The following is a 15,609-nucleotide window of genomic DNA, read 5'->3' on the forward strand; positions in this document are numbered from 1 at the left end:
AAAACGCTCCGCTATGGATGCGACCGATGCGCAGATGAATTATGCAAGCTAAAGCTTGCGCGCATCGGCGCGCAAAGAGTTGCAAAGCAACTCTTTGTTCTTTATTATTTTATTTTTACTTCAGTGTATTCCGGTATTTCTCCGTTCTTTATCTGCTCGGTTACACCAATTTTCTCGAGTTTCTCTTCTTCCTTTTGCATTAATTCATCCATTGTAATAAACTTTATGTCCTTAAATGAATCCGCTATAGTCTTATAAGGGCTGTCCGTGTAAAGGCCCGGAACATTCATCTCCTCAAATGTTTCGGAATCATATACAGCATAAGAATAATACTCTTCATTTGTAGAATTTTCATCATAGGGTTCCATTCTCAATGTATAGAAACACAGATGGCCTTTGTATTCGGGCGTTTCATTTCCTTCACGTGTAAAGCTCATCTCAAACTGTTCGATATCTGATTCTTCTTCCTCGTAATATCCATAATCACATCTTCCGTCAGCATTTATATATTGAACATAATATCCGTGGTTTGTGGCTCCATTGCTATCTCTGCCGGTAATATATCCATACTCGTTGATATCCGGCGAACTGCGTGACCACCCAGCGTAAGCATAAACAACCTGAAGCTGCGAATTCATTTCTTTAATCACAAATGTCATTGAACTGCCCGGTTCAACAAACGGACCTTGGATCCTAAGAGCCATCTCTTTTTCTCCGTCTGCGCCACAATCAATGTATGCATACTCAAACGTTCCAACGCCGTCTCCATAGTATTTGTTAAGAGAATCCTTCATATCGCGAAGAGTATACTCTTTTCCCGAAAAACAATTCTTTACCGTTTCATCTTCATAAAATAATAATTCTTGTTCAACAAAAATATTGTTCATGTAATAATCAAAGCTCAAAGTACCGCTGCCTGCAAGGAAAGCCTCAAACAATTCGCTTCCTTCAGAGTCTTTTTCGCCATTCTGATCAGCTGAATTATCAGCACTCTCTGCGACTTCCTGATCATCCTGCGCAGCTTCAGAAGACTCGAGCATCCCCTTCGCCTCCTCGACGGATGTGCATCCCATCATTGCGACCGACAATACTCCGGCCATAATAAGCAAATTAACCTTTTTCATTTTTTACTCCTTAAAACTTTATCCTATCCCCATACATTCATAGCACAAGCGAATCGCTTTGCTCATAACATCATGAAATCCTTTGTTTTTTATTCCGACGACAATAAGGATCAGAGCTGCCATCAACACCACTGACCATATTAATTTCTTTTTCTTATCTGTCTTCCTGACACCAATATTTATCGCATCTACAGGGCAATGCTGTATACACTCTCCGCACTGTATGCATTCTCTGTCGCAGACTTTTTTCACATCCATCTTGCAATTTCTGATACAAGCGTCGCAATGAATACATTTTGTCTCATCAACCTGCACTCCAAAGAATGAAACGGGTTGAAAAAAAGAATATATAGCCCCAAGCGGACACAAAAACCTGCAAAAACCGCGATATGCAAATACACAGATTGTCACTGTAACAATGAGCATCGCAACTTTCCAGGAAAACAACGCCCCAATGAGAGGACGCAACTTCTCCTGCATTATCGTAAGCGGTATTCCCGCCTCAAGCGTTCCGGCCGGACAGATATATTTACAAAAGCCCGGTGCGCCGATAAATACCGGTATCATAACCGCAAATATGACAAGCAAAACATATTTTATAAGTGTCAGCCCTCTTGTAAACTTACTTTTTTCCAGCTTTGGTGTAGGTATCTTGTGTAAAAGTTCCTGAATCAATCCAAAAGGACACAGAAAGCCGCAGATAAAACGCCCAAGAAACAAGCCCATAAGTAAAAGCGTTCCGAGGACATAATACGGGAACTTGTACTTTGAAGAGACAAGCGCTGACTGCAGACTTCCCAAAGGGCAGGAAATAACTGCCCCCGGACACGAATAACAGTTAAGTCCGGGAGCACACATTCCTTTGCTGTTTCCCTTCCAGATCTTGCCGCTTGCAAAACCTTTTACATTACAGTTATACAGAACTGCGGATATTAGCTGCACATAACGTCTTGAAAACTTTTTAAAATGCTCTCTCACTTTCATGTGCCTCCGTTCGTCATCACTTCATGCAAGCATCGATGGCATCTTTGTACTCCTTGTACTGGGTTTCGGCATCCGCTGCTCCGACATATATTTTCTCGATCACGCCGTTTTTGATCACAAGTGTGTAAGGAATACCATCGGTAGGATAGTATGCTTCAATCGCACCATCTTCATCATAAGCAATAGGGAAAGTAAATCCTTCGTCCTTAACAAGCGCATCGACAGTTTCTTTATCTTCCATGCAGTTTACGCACAATATCGCAAGGTTAGAAATATTGTCATCCTTGAGCATCTGGAAGGCAGGCATCTCACCCATGCACGGACCACACCATGACGCAAAGAAATTAAGGAGCACAACATCATCTTTGTGTTCTGACATTTTGAACTCGGTTCCGTCAACAAGTTTAGCTGTAAAGCTCGGAGCCTCATCGCCTTCTTTGAGGTCTTTTATTGCAACATTCGCTTCGGCAACTTCGACGCCCGCATCTTCATCAGAATCATCCACTAAAGCCTCAGTGTCGACGCTATCAGTGTTTGAAGCATCCTCAGCATTCTCCTGAGCTTCTCCATTCTGACTGTCGGCATCGCATCCATCCGCACATGCCGTAAATGCCGACAAACATAAACTCATGCCTAAAATAACGGCCAGTAATTTTTTACATCTGCTCATAGTTCAATCCTCCTTCAGATCATCCAACATACAGATTGTTTACAAACAAATCGTCCTCGCACACTCCGTCAATGTACTGCTTATAATCCGTTTCATTGTAATCACATATGAGATATCCCAAAAACTCTCCGCTTTCCGAATTAAATCCAACACAGTTCTGGTATATATCACAAGGATATATCTTCTCACCGGCCTTGGCTGTTTTGGGTTCTTCGCCGGAATCATCGGTAAATGTCACATCTTTTTTCAATTCCAGACCGGCATCTGCGCCCTCAATAAGCGGCTCTATAGGATGATGTTTCCAATCAAGGGTATCAAATCCATTGTCTCCGTAGGTAAACTCTTTCTTGCACTTCCAGCTTCCCAAAATATCAAACCTTGTTTCTATAATAACTTCTTTAGCAGTTATGGCATAGGTCTTTGTACCATTCTTATCATCGAACTGCAGTCTGGACGGTCCTTCATTAATTTTATCCACAAACTCCAACGAACCGTCATTCCACTTATACAGTTCTACTCTTCCATAGTCTGATTCTCCGCCTTCAGTTTCATGTAAAAAATAATCTCCGTCAGATCTGTGAACAAAAATAACGCTTGAATCTCCATACAGCGCACCGCCTTCTACAGGAATTTTAAACTCAACAGCCTTATCATTCACCTTAAACTGGCCTTCCCCATCTTCATTAATTTCCAAAAGAAGCGTGTCCATCTTACCGTCATTTCCAATATCTGCTTCTTTCTTCTCATTCTTTTCCAATACCTCAAAAAAGAATTCACCATCTTCGACAGCATTGTCCGCCTCTGCAGAATCACCCTCAGATGCAGCTTCTGACGTCTCCTCAGAAGCCTCAGCTGTGCTGTCAGCCTGCTGCTCTCCGGCTCCCAGCTTGCTAATGTCAATCGGGGTACATGCCACAAAAAGCATTGAAACCACCGGAAGAGCCATACATACCAATTTCTTCATTTTCATAACTATCCTCTCTTTCTCCCTAAAGAAGCTCGTTCCCACCTCTGCTTACATTGCAGTCGGGAAGTTAATTGTTGTCCCTACAGGCAAATCCTTATCTCCGGACTCAGTTATGGTCAGCGTAGCACCGTCCCAACCATATGTGATTTTTCCTGCAATAGGTTTATCTCCATCATTTGTATTGATCTTCTCTCCGCCATCTGTAAATGTAGTCTCAAAAACAATGGTATTGTCATTGATAAGCGGATCATAACAAAGAAGCTCTGATTCTGTCTTTCTGTTCACTACTGTTATCGCTATAGATCCGCCTTCCATTCCTTCAGATATATCCAGCATACCATCATCGCCTACATAAGTGTTTTCCATAAAAAATCTTTTTGGCAATTCATAATTTTCGCCTCTGATATCAGAAAGCGTCTTCGCCAGGATATAGCATCGATTCCTAAGAAATCTTGCGTTTAATACACTGTTCTGCATATCCGCCCATGAACCTTCATCATACTCAAGGACCTTGAAGCAACGGTCAAAATAAGCTTTCCAAGCATCCTGTTCAGATTGAATACTCTCCTTCTTTGACGCATCTGCCTCTTCAAGCGCTCTTTTCAAAAGACTATCCATTTCAGTTTCCCAAGCGTAAGGCTCAAATGCGCTTGCATTATTCATATCCTGTTGCTTTAAATCTTCATTTCGATATCCATTCAAACTATTTACAATATTTTCTATACCTTCAATTTCCTCAGCAATTGATTTGCTGTTTTTTATCACTTCATCAACTTTGGACTTAACAGCACTCTCATCATACTGCATTGCATCGTAGTCTGCTTTAGCCTCTTCTCCACCCATGATTTCTGTCCAGTGTTCTTCCCACTCATCAATAGGCATTAAAGATGACTCTTCCGATGCCACAGGTGTCGAATATTCCGCAGCCGCTTCCTCAGAAACCATTTCCGCTTCCGTCGTTTCAGCCGGACTTGCGTTCACCGCATCCGACGCAGCCGCTCCACATCCTGTCGCCCCAAAACAAATGCACAATAACAATGTTGCCGATAATACTTTTTTCTTCATAAAACTACTCCTGTTAAAACTATGTGTACTAGTTCTGTTAGTACAGTATAATTCTAAAATGTATTTTTGTCAAAATTTTTCGCATGAAAAAGGAGCCAAGCGTGAAATTTAAGGCATTTTCGCGTTTGGCTCCTTTATGTATTTTTATTTTAAATAGCCATTTTTCTTAGCATAATCTCCGAAGAAAAATGCTGCCGCTACTATCAGCAGGACAAAACCTGACATAACGTCAAATACATCAATTGCCGGTTCACCTACCATCTTGGACAATGTTATATTCACTACAAGAGTGAACGGAATCGCCAGTAAAACGGCAAGTCCCGCGGATAACATCTTCCTTCCTACAAAACGTTTGAACAGAATATAGACACCCCACAAAAAGGCTAGTGCAATTATTGCCATCACCGCGCCGATACTGAATACTTCACGCACTTTTATAAGCGCTCCAAGTATATAGAGAAATGGAAAAACAAAAATGCTGCAAACGATAAGCGCTATCAGAACACCTTTTTTCCCAAGTAATATCACCGGAAAAGATATTATCCATGCAAACATTATCGAATTTAAAGTTATAAGCGACCACGTCAATGTCCCTGTGATAGCGACATCGCATATAAAGCAGACCATTATTCCAATCGCCATAGTTATCGTATAGATAATTGATATCACTACATTTTTGTTTATATTGTTCTCATCTTTCTTCTTAAGCTCAATGAGATTTTCACTGGCTTTCTCTTCGTAGTTATTCACTTCTATCCTCTCTCCGCTCAATAATTCGTTGACTGTTACACCCAGGATATTGCAAAGCTCAAGCATTATAGAAGAATCAGGCATACTCTTTCCGGTCTCCCATTTAGAAACTGCTCTGTCAGTTATATTTAGCTTTTCTGCTAATTGAGCCTGTGTCATACCCTTTTCTTTTCTGCAAGCTGCGATAAATTTCCCGGTCTCTATCTGATTCATCAAATTGTCTCCTTTCATACCGGACTTTACATTTTCTGTAAGCGGATGTACACGAATTATAGGTTGAATTAGGCAACTCAACCGGTGGTTGAGTATCTTTTCATTGCAAGAAGGCAAAGGGCCGGTTCATCCAAGCTCTTTTCATTTTACTTCAGCTTTGTAAACTTTATACGCATAAGCAAAAGTTACAATTGATGCCACGCATATATATCCTATCGAAAGCATTAACGAACCAAACGAACTTTTCATTATAAATGCAGTGATAATCGTAAGAACTCCGGCGATAACAAATGCAACACCTCCGAAGCGATTGCTCTTTTTCCAAGTTGTGTCATTATACATGCTCCAGCTTATCTTTACCCCAACCGTCGTATTCATTCGTGTTTTGGGCATGATATTCCCAAGCCATATATATAGTCCTCCCATCATAATTACTGATATTTTCCCAATATCAACAACTTCCTTTGTCGCTCCCGAAATAGCCCCTTTATATTCTCCCAATAATATAAATCCCTGCATTACAGTGTACATTAATGCCATTCCCACACCCACATAGCCAATCACTTTGGCATTTGATCTAGCGCCGGCACTCTCCTTTTCATCATTGGATTTCAAAGCCTTTTTCTCATAATAAGCCATGCAACATGTCCAGACGAGTGCCACAACCAAAGTCATAATCGGAAAAATCAGATTTTCATTTTTAGAGCCCCACCGTGTAACATTTCCTGCCGCATCATAATGCATAGGAACACTCTCCGGTAAAAATTGAATCGCGATAATTGTTCCTATCAACATAATAAAAGAGATGCTCCACATTATCTTTTTCATTTTCTCCCTCCTCCAAACTGTCCAATCCACAAAATCAGCTCCTCAAATACTGTTGTGTTGATCTCATAATAGATAAAGTTTTTCTGCTTATACTCCATGATGAGGTCTGCACCTTTAAGAAGCTTTAGATGATAAGACAGAGCCGCCGGGGTTATTTCAAGCTTTTCCGCAATCTCTCCGGCATTCATCCTGCCATCCTTAAGCATTACAAGAATATCGCGCCGCTGTTTATCGGCAAGCACCTTGAATATATTTGTTTCGCCCATACGATACACTCTTTTCCGAAACTATTTAAAAAATATTTTAAATACCATAATCATCATATGGCTACATACCTTTCTTCGTCAAGAGGCATATAAAATTTGTTATGTCATGCTGTTCATAATCTTAAAAAGACGGTTCTGCTACCATGCTTCCATTCATGTCAAAAATGACAGACATGACAGCTGAACCGTCCCTTTGACTTGTTCTCGTTACAATAGATTGATAACAGGCATTCCTACTGATACACTTAAAGTGCAAAAAAGGAGGCTGAGCACATGGATAAAATGAAAACCGGCGCTCTGATTAAAGAAGCAAGAATTAAAAAGAACTATACGCAAAGTGAACTGGGCGCTTTACTTGGTGTTAGTAATAAAGCTGTTTCCAGATGGGAAAAAGGAGAAAGTTTCCCTGACGTTGGATTGTTGGAGAATCTGGCAACAACTCTAGATCTACACATACAAGACATTGTTACCGGAAACAAATGCAGCTTCGATGAAACTGCATTGATTGAGATTGTCAGAGCTGCAAAGCTTCAACAACGTGAGAATAAAAGAAAAATTATCAGGCACTGTTTACAAATTTTGCCCATTATTTGTTGCATAATATCTGGATTTTCAGCGCTTGGAAATAACAGTTTTATCTTTGACAGCAAGCCTGTTTGGGTTTATTTGATGTTGATGATAATTACATTTGGCATGACAGCACTCGTCTGCTCCTCAAATAAACAATTAAATACAAATTCAAATAAGTTTTCCACAATTTCAAAGCTAATTTCAACACTTACACTCATAGGAAGCACTTTATCAACGTGGATTATCATGTTAAAGACCGCAAATGGCTCAATCCCTTTCGGAATGGAGCCATCATCAATAGGACCATTTATGAATAACATCTTGATATTTGCCTTCACTGTGAACCTGATATTACTTATCATCCAAATGTATAAATACGAAAAACATGACGAAGCCATCCATTGGGGATGGTTCATTTCCATCGCCTCAATTTATATAGCTACGTTATACGGAGATTGTATGCATAACATGAACTCTTTTCAGGGCATGACAAAAGATCTCATCATTAGAACCGCGATTGTAGCTATTGTTGCAGGGATTTCTGTGATAGCTACAACAATATGCAGCACTAGTGTCTTGCCAAGACACTAGCAATACTTTTTTCTCAACTGATTAAATACAACGCATCCCAACACAACCTGTGCAACAAGAAGCGCAAACAGATACATTACAATAATCTTGTACTCTTTTATTACCCCCATTGCTCCTAGAATAGAAAAAGCCGGCATAGAAAGGCAAAGTATCCAAAAATTAATTTTATAAACTATCCTACATGATTGATCACGTAGTTTTATATTTAATTCATCGTGAACCGCAATATCTTTTTGTTCTTCAATTTTACGATACTTTTCTGCATTTTGAGGCGACAGCCAACGGAAATACTTGATGATTATCGCAATTCCAACGCCCAAAGCCCCTCCGGCAAATCCTGAAAAAATTCCGTCTAATACGCTCTCTGTTAAAAAGGCTGCCAACATTAGAACAACGCCTACTGCAACAAATATAATGCCTTCAGTCAGTTTTTTCTTTTCCATCCTCGGTACCCCCCTTATGAATAAAGATTTCTTCAATAGTTTTGCCAAAAAAATCCGCTATCGTAAATGCCAGCTCAAGCGAAGGATTATACTTTCCTCTTTCGATAGAGCTGACCGTCTGCCTGGAAACACGGATTGCTTCCGCAAACTCATCTTGATTTAAGCCGCGCTCTTTACGCAGTTTCTCTACAAGGTTTTCCACTTCATTACCTCCATGTCATTATGACAAGGTTCCTTTACATTTTTAATATAACAGTCATTTTTATTTTTGACAAGTTCCCTTTACATCTTTGATCAAAAAAATTCCGATACGTAATATACACACGCATCGGATTATCTATGTCTTTTCACAATTTTAATACAGCAATAAGCTCTTCGCCGTCCTTTTCTAAGGAAGTTCTGCTCTCGCACTTCGCGCTCGCCAGAACAACTCGTATTCTCTAGATTCAGTCTGCGCTACCGCTTGCCTTCGTCAAGAGAACTACGGTTTCGACTGTTGTTTACTTGAGCGACCAAATATCATAATGACATAGAGTGGCTACCTCAACAACATTCTTTATTCTATAAAAGACTCTTTTGTAATTGTTTTTGAATAAGCAAAATCCATGTCACCATCTATAAGTACTATATCTCTGTACATATTAGTGTTAAGGAGTTTTATCACTTCAGCCTGTGAGATATAAAAACTAATCCCCGGCGCATTGCAACTCATAAGATTTACACCCGCGTCTTCAACATCTTTATGTGTAATTAAATACAAAATATTCTCCAGACAGCTATACTCTCTGTAGTCTCTCAAACCCGGATCATGACCATAATTCTTATTTGGATCATCCTCCTCATAATCATATGTTGGTACAATAAGGTCCTTGTTCTCAATTCTCAATTCGTCAAACGCATAGCCATCATCATATACAGAAAAAAATATGCCCCGTCCAACAATAAAACTCTCAAGATAAGGAGTACCATTATTGATGTGGATATACTGTTGAATTTGAAGATTATTCTTGTCAAGGACATCAGCGTCAATCAATTCGGAAGGCTTAACTCTGCTTAAACTTATACTCTCTATCAAATCCCTCCTTGAAATCAGTTTTTCTTTTTCGTTATTGATTTCCTTAACATAGTCAACCTCTTCCATATACTCGTTAACATTCTGATAACCGGCCATCATAGCTTCACTCTCAAACATTTTTCCAGCTACCATAAACTTGAGCGGATAGATACTCTTTATCGCTTCTGTGTTATTTCGCAAAGTCTCAACGCGCGTAATCTCTATATGTTTAAGCTTTTTCATCGCTTCTATGTCGGACGTTAAGATAGTATTAAAATCGCTTTCCAAAACCAAGGCTGGTAAATCTTTAATATGTTTAACTATTTCAGGATATTCACCTTGTAACTGTTCTATGCTTTTGCATCCAAGTGCTTTCCTAACATCCTTTGCTAATAAGTATACCTTGTCGTCAATCACTATTCTGGTTCTAAACAGGCTGATTCTATTCATGAAGTTTCCCCGATTTCTTAGCAAGTTGCTTATCTTCCTTTTGTACTCTTCTTTCCAGTTTTCTAATATCCTCAGAAGGAGGAAGATTCTCCGGTTTGATTCCCCTTTGCCCCAGCATCTCTCTTACTGAACTGTTGTTGTCAACATGTTCAACCGTTATCGCAGACTCCCCTTGTAAATCCTTTTCTTCAACATTGTAATTTGTCATCTCTGTTGCAAGATTCTTGGCTGCTATTGTAAGTGTCGGCAAAAAATCCGCCAACGGCCTTGAGTCCTTGACACCAAGACGTTCTTTCATTTCTTTGGTGGTATATCCTCCAAATAAAGCCTCATCACCTTTTGAGCGTATTCTTGCAAACCCGGCATCGTCAACACCACGCTCATAGATATTCTGAGATAGTCGCTTTTCCGACTCCCTAAGCTTACCACGCGCTTCTGTTCTTTCCATATATGCAATTCGTTCTTCAATAAGTTCCTGCTTTCTTGTTTGCACCGCAAAATAACTCTGCGCGAATGCGATCTGTTCCTTACGGGGATCTCCATTCTCAGCAATGAGATAGCAGGCATACCGAGTGAGCATATAATCATCAACTTCTCGATTACCGCCTTTACCGATTTTTATCATTTTGCTGACATCAGCAAAATGATCCGTTACAGTTATCCCATTGTTTTCACAAGAAGTCTTTGCCTTTTCTATGGTCTTCTCAAAATTTCTCCATTGAGCATATTCAAGCAGTTCCATCAACTCTCTTGCATACCAGAATTCAATGCCATTCTCTTCATGCCTGATATCATCAAATCTCTTCTTATACTGTATTATTGCTTTTTTCTCCAAATCTTTCCCCTCCTGCTACCTCCAACTTTTCCAAAATGCGAACCCGCATAAGCGGTTCGGTTCCACCGTGGTATGGTTCGGAAGCTCTCACATCATAAAGACTCTTATCAATATTGTCAGAAATATTATATTGAATATGCCTGAGAACACGCCAAATATCAATGAGGTCCCGGCAGGTGTCGCTTTTATAGGAGTCATGAAACATTACGTTCAGCGCCATTCTCAGCTTCTCCGTCATTTCATCTCTATCTTTAATCCGTCACCTTCCTTGACATTCAAAGTCTGGATTTATACAATATTGCCAATGGTAATATTGTAGTGTTGCCATTGGTAATTGTCAAGGAGGTTATTATGAACCATACGAATAATACTCTTATTCCTGAACGCCTCAAATCTGCAAGAGAAAGGCTTAACCTTTCTAAAGCTGAAGCTGCACGGCGGATTGGATTAACGGCTGCATCCTACGTTAGATATGAAGCAGGTGACCGCAGGCCTTCTCCACAGGTCATACTATCGATAGCGGAGAAAATGAATACATCAGTTGCCTATTTATCAGGAGAAACAGATGATATTTCCCCTGATGTAATAAACATCCATAAAAATAGTGATCCTATCTTATTTGAACTGATAAAGAACACTCAAAGCGCAGATGACACAACTTTGCAACGCTTGCTTAGTTATTACCATCAGCTGACCAAATACGATTAGTTTGTATTATCGTTTTTCTTTATCTGCCTCTGCGTCCTTAATCCGATAATAGTCTTCCATATCAAGCGTAAACGTGACATGATTCTTTGCCACCCCGATATCCTTCAATGCCGGCAGTTCTCCTGAAAAGGAAGTTCCCTTGTGACCTGTCTGTTTCCTTCCATCCGAACCTGTCGGATTTTCCGACAGGTTGAATTATCATCTAATTCACCCTCTTCGTAAATATTCTTAATGTGATCAACTACGTTTGTTCTGGCTTTGTTTTCTTATTACAGAACTTCATATACGCTTTATAAGATTCATATATATATCTTTTGTCTGGGATTTATTCCTGTATTTTCATGCAAAAAGAAAAAGCTCCGGCACTTTCACCGAAGCTTAAACGTACATTATTCTAAAATTTATCGCTCAATCCCCAATATGTAGCAACTCTTATTTCCATCATCTTTCACCTACATTCTTTTAGTCAGTTATACTTTCTTTCGCACTGTTGATAAGACCTAGAAGGCCCGTCTCCTTAATAAGAGCTATACCCTGGAATTCATCTCCGAGGACAATCAGATTGTCGCCTGTTTTAATATCGAAGATCTTTCTTGCTTTGGCAGGAATGACGATCTGACCCTTATCTCCCACTTTGACCATTCCAAAGATATGTTTTCCTTTCGGCGGTATAGCATATCCCAGGTTGTCCGAATCATTCTTTTCATATGAGATAAGGTCGTCCATGGATACACCAAAGAGGTCAGCCAGCATCTTACATCTCTTTATGTCCGGTAGCGACTCTCCGGTCTCATACTTTGAAATCGTCTGCCTGGATACGCCTATCTTCTCTGCAATTTCCTCCTGTGACAGGTTATTAAGCTTTCTTAATTCCATAAGATTGTCTGCAAAACTCATTCTTTCTTCTCCTTTTTTATTCCCAGAACACACCACCTTATGAAAGGTATGCGGCTCATGATTTCATACAGAAGGTAGGAGCCTGCGAATGCTGCTATTGCAACCAACAGGTATACGATGACAGGGGCAAGGAACGGACATAATGTATGCAGATACCATCCGCTGACCGCTATCATCAGATAATGGAATACGTAGAGGCCCCATGATTTTCGGCACATCCACTTTGAGAAAGCATTCGTGAAATTTCCCCATTTTTTCATGAATGCAAGTATACCGAGAGTTCCAAACCATGCGTATACATTGCACATGATTGTGTCCAGAACTACGTGATCCGGATAAGGCTGACCTTTATATAAAATCACAAAGGCTATGCAGGATGCGAAGGCAAGGATGCTTAATAACAGCCAGTTTTTACCAAGTCGATCCATCACTTCGTCATGGGACAATACAAAGTAGCCAATCATAAAGCCCAATCCGTAGATACCGAATCTGTATACCACAATTATCGGTGTATTAAGTATCTGCGCCGCTCCATATACGGGTATAACAAGAAGTATAAGTGTCAAAAGATTTGCTTTACCACAGATATTATAGAATCTGTCTTTTTCAATCCTTCTGATCAGTACCGGTATCAGGCTGAAGAGCCAAAGCATCTGAATGTACCACAGAGGGCCTGAGCCGCTGACTGCCATTATCAGGAAAAGGATTGGCCCCGGTACGTTGTTCATGGAATTAAATGCACCAGACATCAGCATGTTGTAATAGCCAAGAATCCAGCCGAAAACCAGAAGACCGATTGTTGATGGTACAAGATACTTTCTCGTCCTTACGCTGATAAATTCCTTTTCTGTTCGTTTACTTAGTTCATAGCGGGCTGACATGCCGGATACCACAAACAGAAGTAACATGAACCAAGGATATACAATGTACTGATATGTATCCTGGGGCTGATGTTTACTGAAAGGTCCGATGATGCCACGTTGTGTTACACCGTTGAATATGTAGATTACATGATAGATGACAACCAGCACTACTGTTATCCAGCGAATATTATCCAAGTACACCTTCCTCATATTTCTACCACCTTTGCCAAATATTTTAACATTTTTCTCAATCATAAAAAAGTAAGCTCCACCTGTCTACCAAGCGAAGCTTACATATTTTGCTATTTTTTGTTAAATTTGGTTGCGAGCGCATAGTTTTATATGATCATCCGGTTTTTGTTGGGACAGAAGAACTACAGTCTCTACATGCACAGTCCAAGGGAACATATCGCATGGCCTTATCGCCTTGAGCGAATAACCTCCGTCTGCAAGAATGCGAAGGTCTCTTGCGAGTGTTGCGGAGTCACAACTTACGTACACGATCCTCTCAGGCTGCATCTTAAGCATTGTTTCAAGGCAGACCAAGTCGCAGCCTTTTCTGGGAGGATCGACTACGATCACGTCAGGGTGAAGGCTGGAGCCGTCGTCTCCGCCGGATACAGTCTTTCTCTTTTTTTCATAGAACTCGGGAAGGACTTCTTCTGCTTTGCCGCAGTAGAACTCCGCGTTAGTTATTCCGTTTCGCCCGGCGTTCCTTTTGGCATCCTCTATTGCTTCAGGAATTACCTCGATACCGTAGACTCTGCCTGCAGTCTTTGCCATAGACAAGGTAATCGTGCCTATTCCGCAGTAGAGATCCCACACAGTCTCTTTTCCCGAAAGCGCAGCGTATTCGATTGCCTGCTCGTACAGTTTCTTGGTCTGCACAGGATTCACCTGATAGAACGAAAGCGGCGAAATTTCAAACTTAAGTCCGCACAAAGTATCACTTATTGTATCTTTTCCCCAGACAGTATGCACTTCAAGGCCCATGATCACGTTGGTCTTCTCGGTATTGATACTTACTGAGATACTGCTCATACCTTTAACTTTAGAAAGCTTTTCAACAAGCCCTTTCTGCGCAGCAATATATTCAACAGACGCGCCACCGTCTCCCGCTCTGTAATTGATAACAAGGCATACCATTATCTCGCCGCTCGTAAATCCCTTTCGGATCAGAACATGGCGCACAAGGCCTTTTCCGGAAACTTCATCATACGGGCGCACACGATTATCGACCATGTGAGATCTGATAATCTCCATGATCTCTTCATTCTCTTTAACTCCGATACAGCAGGACGTCATTGGAATGATATTGTGCGATCTTCCCGCATAAAAGCCCGTAACAACCTTGCCCTCTTTGTCACAGCCGACAGGGAACTGTGCTTTATTTCTATACTCCCACGGTTCATCCATTCTGATGATCGGATTCATCACACTATCAACAAATTCCGCATCAAATCCGCCGAGCCTTACGATATTGTTTCTTACTTTATTCTGCTTGAATTCAAGCTGCCTCTCATAGGACATGCTCTGTATCTGACATCCGCCGCACTGTCTTGCAACAGGGCACTTTGGCGCTATACGATGCTTAGAAGGCTCAATAACTTCTTCAAGATGCGCATAAGCATAGTTCTTCTTCGCCTTCATTATCTTCACTTTGACTTTATCGCCGATAACTGCGTCCTTAATAAAAAGGGTATAGCCATTTATTTTGCCTATGCCCTCTCCATCATTTCCAATATCGGTTATATCGACTGTCAGGACGTCATCCTTTTTGTAGCCTGCAGTCGCAATATCTTTTTTACCACTCATATATCCCACCTGATATTACTTCCAGTGAAGCCTGTGAAGTTCGCCTTCTTTCTCAAGCCCCTCAAAATCATTCTGTCTCAGCGCCTCGTACAAAACAATCGCCACAGAATTGGACAGATTCAAAGATCTGATATCATTTCCCATAGGAATTCTGATACAGTTCTCCTCGTTTTCCACAAGAATCTCCTCGGGAATCCCGGCGCTCTCTTTTCCAAACATGATGAAATCATCCATGCCAAAAGAAACTTCGGTATAGGAACGCTTTGCCTTCGTGGTAGCCATCCAGATCTTTGCCCCGGGGTGCTTTTCCTTGAAATCATTAAAGTCCATGTACCTTGTAACGTCGAGCCTTTCCCAGTAGTCCATTCCCGCGCGCTTTAGCTCTTTTTCATTGAGCCTGAATCCAAGCGGCTCTATAAGATGCAGCGAAGTTCCCGTAGCAACACATGTCCTTCCGATATTTCCTGTATTCTGCGGTATCTCCGGCTGATGTAAAACTATATGCATATCTTTCTA

Annotated in this window: 19 protein-coding genes; 2 read left to right on the forward strand and 17 right to left on the reverse strand. The window is 40.7% G+C overall.

Annotated elements, in window-relative coordinates; all coding sequences use genetic code 11:
- Nucleotides 1–104 precede the first annotated feature (104 nt).
- The 8 genes from T356_RS0107670 to T356_RS0107705 all read right to left on the reverse strand — a co-directional run bounded on the left by T356_RS0107670 (nucleotide 105) and on the right by T356_RS0107705 (nucleotide 6,867).
- Complete coding sequence (locus T356_RS0107670) at nucleotides 105–1,124, reverse strand: hypothetical protein (protein WP_026514000.1); 1,020 nt, start codon at nucleotides 1,122–1,124, stop codon at nucleotides 105–107.
- Between the two features lie 18 nt (nucleotides 1,125–1,142).
- Nucleotides 1,143–2,102: a 4Fe-4S binding protein gene (locus T356_RS18760; RefSeq protein WP_242846575.1), complete on the reverse strand. Its 960-nt coding sequence runs from the start codon at nucleotides 2,100–2,102 to the stop codon at nucleotides 1,143–1,145.
- 22 nt (nucleotides 2,103–2,124) lie between these two features.
- A complete protein-coding gene (locus T356_RS18765) occupies nucleotides 2,125–2,778 on the reverse strand; it encodes a TlpA family protein disulfide reductase (protein ID WP_051563260.1) in 654 nt (217 codons plus the stop codon).
- Nucleotides 2,779–2,797: 19 nt separating this feature from the next.
- Nucleotides 2,798–3,748, reverse strand: coding sequence for a hypothetical protein (locus T356_RS0107685; protein WP_026514001.1), 951 nt, complete (start codon nucleotides 3,746–3,748; stop codon nucleotides 2,798–2,800).
- Nucleotides 3,749–3,793: 45 nt separating this feature from the next.
- Nucleotides 3,794–4,810, reverse strand: coding sequence for a lysozyme inhibitor LprI family protein (locus T356_RS0107690; RefSeq protein WP_026514002.1), 1,017 nt, complete (start codon nucleotides 4,808–4,810; stop codon nucleotides 3,794–3,796).
- Nucleotides 4,811–4,954: 144 nt separating this feature from the next.
- Nucleotides 4,955–5,773, reverse strand: a complete 819-nt coding sequence (locus T356_RS0107695; protein ID WP_026514003.1) for a helix-turn-helix domain-containing protein — start codon at nucleotides 5,771–5,773, stop codon at nucleotides 4,955–4,957.
- Between the two features lie 141 nt (nucleotides 5,774–5,914).
- Nucleotides 5,915–6,601 (reverse strand): SdpI family protein, encoded by a 687-nt coding sequence (locus T356_RS0107700; RefSeq protein WP_026514004.1) that lies wholly within the window; start codon nucleotides 6,599–6,601, stop codon nucleotides 5,915–5,917.
- Complete coding sequence (locus T356_RS0107705) at nucleotides 6,598–6,867, reverse strand: autorepressor SdpR family transcription factor (protein WP_026514005.1); 270 nt, start codon at nucleotides 6,865–6,867, stop codon at nucleotides 6,598–6,600. Before T356_RS0107705 ends, T356_RS0107700 begins: the two co-directional genes overlap by 4 nt.
- Before the next feature lie 273 nt (nucleotides 6,868–7,140).
- Here T356_RS0107705 and T356_RS20285 point away from each other — a divergent pair, with 273 nt between their 5' ends.
- Nucleotides 7,141–8,028, forward strand: a complete 888-nt coding sequence (locus T356_RS20285) for a helix-turn-helix domain-containing protein (RefSeq protein WP_051563262.1) — start codon at nucleotides 7,141–7,143, stop codon at nucleotides 8,026–8,028.
- Here the strand turns inward: T356_RS20285 and T356_RS0107715 are convergent.
- The 5 genes from T356_RS0107715 to T356_RS0107735 all read right to left on the reverse strand — a co-directional run bounded on the left by T356_RS0107715 (nucleotide 8,025) and on the right by T356_RS0107735 (nucleotide 11,048).
- Nucleotides 8,025–8,471 carry a hypothetical protein gene (locus T356_RS0107715; protein WP_026514006.1) on the reverse strand — a complete coding sequence of 149 codons (447 nt, stop codon included), beginning with the start codon at nucleotides 8,469–8,471 and terminating at the stop codon, nucleotides 8,025–8,027. The genes T356_RS20285 and T356_RS0107715 overlap by 4 nt on opposite strands.
- Complete coding sequence (locus T356_RS0107720) at nucleotides 8,449–8,673, reverse strand: helix-turn-helix transcriptional regulator (RefSeq protein ID WP_026514007.1); 225 nt, start codon at nucleotides 8,671–8,673, stop codon at nucleotides 8,449–8,451. Before T356_RS0107720 ends, T356_RS0107715 begins: the two co-directional genes overlap by 23 nt.
- A gap of 354 nt (nucleotides 8,674–9,027) precedes the next feature.
- Entirely contained in the window at nucleotides 9,028–9,975 is a 948-nt protein-coding gene (locus T356_RS0107725) for a hypothetical protein (RefSeq protein WP_026514008.1), read from the reverse strand.
- Nucleotides 9,968–10,810: a DNA damage-inducible protein D gene (dinD, locus tag T356_RS0107730; protein ID WP_026514009.1), complete on the reverse strand. Its 843-nt coding sequence runs from the start codon at nucleotides 10,808–10,810 to the stop codon at nucleotides 9,968–9,970. The genes T356_RS0107725 and dinD overlap by 8 nt, the downstream gene beginning before the upstream one ends.
- Nucleotides 10,782–11,048: a hypothetical protein gene (locus tag T356_RS0107735; protein ID WP_155838995.1), complete on the reverse strand. Its 267-nt coding sequence runs from the start codon at nucleotides 11,046–11,048 to the stop codon at nucleotides 10,782–10,784. The genes dinD and T356_RS0107735 overlap by 29 nt, the downstream gene beginning before the upstream one ends.
- 113 nt (nucleotides 11,049–11,161) lie before the next feature.
- On the opposite strand from T356_RS0107735, the gene T356_RS0107740 reads away from it, so the two are divergent.
- The gene (locus T356_RS0107740; RefSeq protein WP_035780716.1) at nucleotides 11,162–11,518 is read left to right on the forward strand and encodes a helix-turn-helix domain-containing protein; all 357 of its coding nucleotides are present in this window, start codon (nucleotides 11,162–11,164) and stop codon (nucleotides 11,516–11,518) included.
- A 462-nt stretch (nucleotides 11,519–11,980) separates the two neighbouring features.
- Here the strand turns inward: T356_RS0107740 and T356_RS0107750 are convergent, their stop codons facing one another.
- The 4 genes from T356_RS0107750 to T356_RS0107765 all read right to left on the reverse strand — a co-directional run bounded on the left by T356_RS0107750 (nucleotide 11,981) and on the right by T356_RS0107765 (nucleotide 15,600).
- Nucleotides 11,981–12,415, reverse strand: a complete 435-nt coding sequence (locus T356_RS0107750) for a helix-turn-helix domain-containing protein (RefSeq protein WP_026514012.1) — start codon at nucleotides 12,413–12,415, stop codon at nucleotides 11,981–11,983.
- On the reverse strand, nucleotides 12,412–13,488 hold the full coding sequence (locus T356_RS0107755; protein WP_026514013.1) for an acyltransferase family protein: 1,077 nt from the start codon (nucleotides 13,486–13,488) through the stop codon (nucleotides 12,412–12,414). The genes T356_RS0107750 and T356_RS0107755 overlap by 4 nt, the downstream gene beginning before the upstream one ends.
- Nucleotides 13,489–13,590: 102 nt before the next feature.
- Complete coding sequence (rlmD, locus tag T356_RS18775; protein WP_051563264.1) at nucleotides 13,591–15,093, reverse strand: 23S rRNA (uracil(1939)-C(5))-methyltransferase RlmD; 1,503 nt, start codon at nucleotides 15,091–15,093, stop codon at nucleotides 13,591–13,593.
- A gap of 15 nt (nucleotides 15,094–15,108) precedes the next feature.
- Nucleotides 15,109–15,600, reverse strand: coding sequence for a tRNA (cytidine(34)-2'-O)-methyltransferase (locus T356_RS0107765; RefSeq protein WP_026514014.1), 492 nt, complete (start codon nucleotides 15,598–15,600; stop codon nucleotides 15,109–15,111).
- Nucleotides 15,601–15,609 lie beyond the last annotated feature (9 nt).

The organism is Butyrivibrio sp. LB2008 (assembly GCF_000621565.1).
Lineage (GTDB): Bacteria > Bacillota > Clostridia > Lachnospirales > Lachnospiraceae > Butyrivibrio.

Excerpts from the sequence above, each read along its gene's own strand:
- T356_RS0107765 (WP_026514014.1), bottom strand. The coding sequence starts at position 15,600 with ATGCATATAGTTTTACATCAGCCGGAGATACCGCAGAATACAGGAAAT.
- T356_RS0107690 (WP_026514002.1), bottom strand. The coding sequence starts at position 4,810 with ATGAAGAAAAAAGTATTATCGGCAACATTGTTATTGTGCATTTGTTTT.
- T356_RS0107725 (WP_026514008.1), bottom strand. The coding sequence starts at position 9,975 with ATGAATAGAATCAGCCTGTTTAGAACCAGAATAGTGATTGACGACAAG.
- T356_RS20285 (WP_051563262.1), top strand. The coding sequence starts at position 7,141 with ATGGATAAAATGAAAACCGGCGCTCTGATTAAAGAAGCAAGAATTAAA.
- T356_RS0107735 (WP_155838995.1), bottom strand. The coding sequence starts at position 11,048 with ATGACGGAGAAGCTGAGAATGGCGCTGAACGTAATGTTTCATGACTCC.
- T356_RS0107685 (WP_026514001.1), bottom strand. The coding sequence starts at position 3,748 with ATGAAAATGAAGAAATTGGTATGTATGGCTCTTCCGGTGGTTTCAATG.
- T356_RS0107695 (WP_026514003.1), bottom strand. The coding sequence starts at position 5,773 with ATGAATCAGATAGAGACCGGGAAATTTATCGCAGCTTGCAGAAAAGAA.
- T356_RS18765 (WP_051563260.1), bottom strand. The coding sequence starts at position 2,778 with ATGAGCAGATGTAAAAAATTACTGGCCGTTATTTTAGGCATGAGTTTA.
- T356_RS0107700 (WP_026514004.1), bottom strand. The coding sequence starts at position 6,601 with ATGAAAAAGATAATGTGGAGCATCTCTTTTATTATGTTGATAGGAACA.
- T356_RS0107755 (WP_026514013.1), bottom strand. The coding sequence starts at position 13,488 with ATGAGGAAGGTGTACTTGGATAATATTCGCTGGATAACAGTAGTGCTG.
- T356_RS0107670 (WP_026514000.1), bottom strand. The coding sequence starts at position 1,124 with ATGAAAAAGGTTAATTTGCTTATTATGGCCGGAGTATTGTCGGTCGCA.
- rlmD (WP_051563264.1), bottom strand. The coding sequence starts at position 15,093 with ATGAGTGGTAAAAAAGATATTGCGACTGCAGGCTACAAAAAGGATGAC.
- T356_RS0107705 (WP_026514005.1), bottom strand. The coding sequence starts at position 6,867 with ATGGGCGAAACAAATATATTCAAGGTGCTTGCCGATAAACAGCGGCGC.
- T356_RS0107750 (WP_026514012.1), bottom strand. The coding sequence starts at position 12,415 with ATGAGTTTTGCAGACAATCTTATGGAATTAAGAAAGCTTAATAACCTG.
- T356_RS0107715 (WP_026514006.1), bottom strand. The coding sequence starts at position 8,471 with ATGGAAAAGAAAAAACTGACTGAAGGCATTATATTTGTTGCAGTAGGC.
- T356_RS0107740 (WP_035780716.1), top strand. The coding sequence starts at position 11,162 with ATGAACCATACGAATAATACTCTTATTCCTGAACGCCTCAAATCTGCA.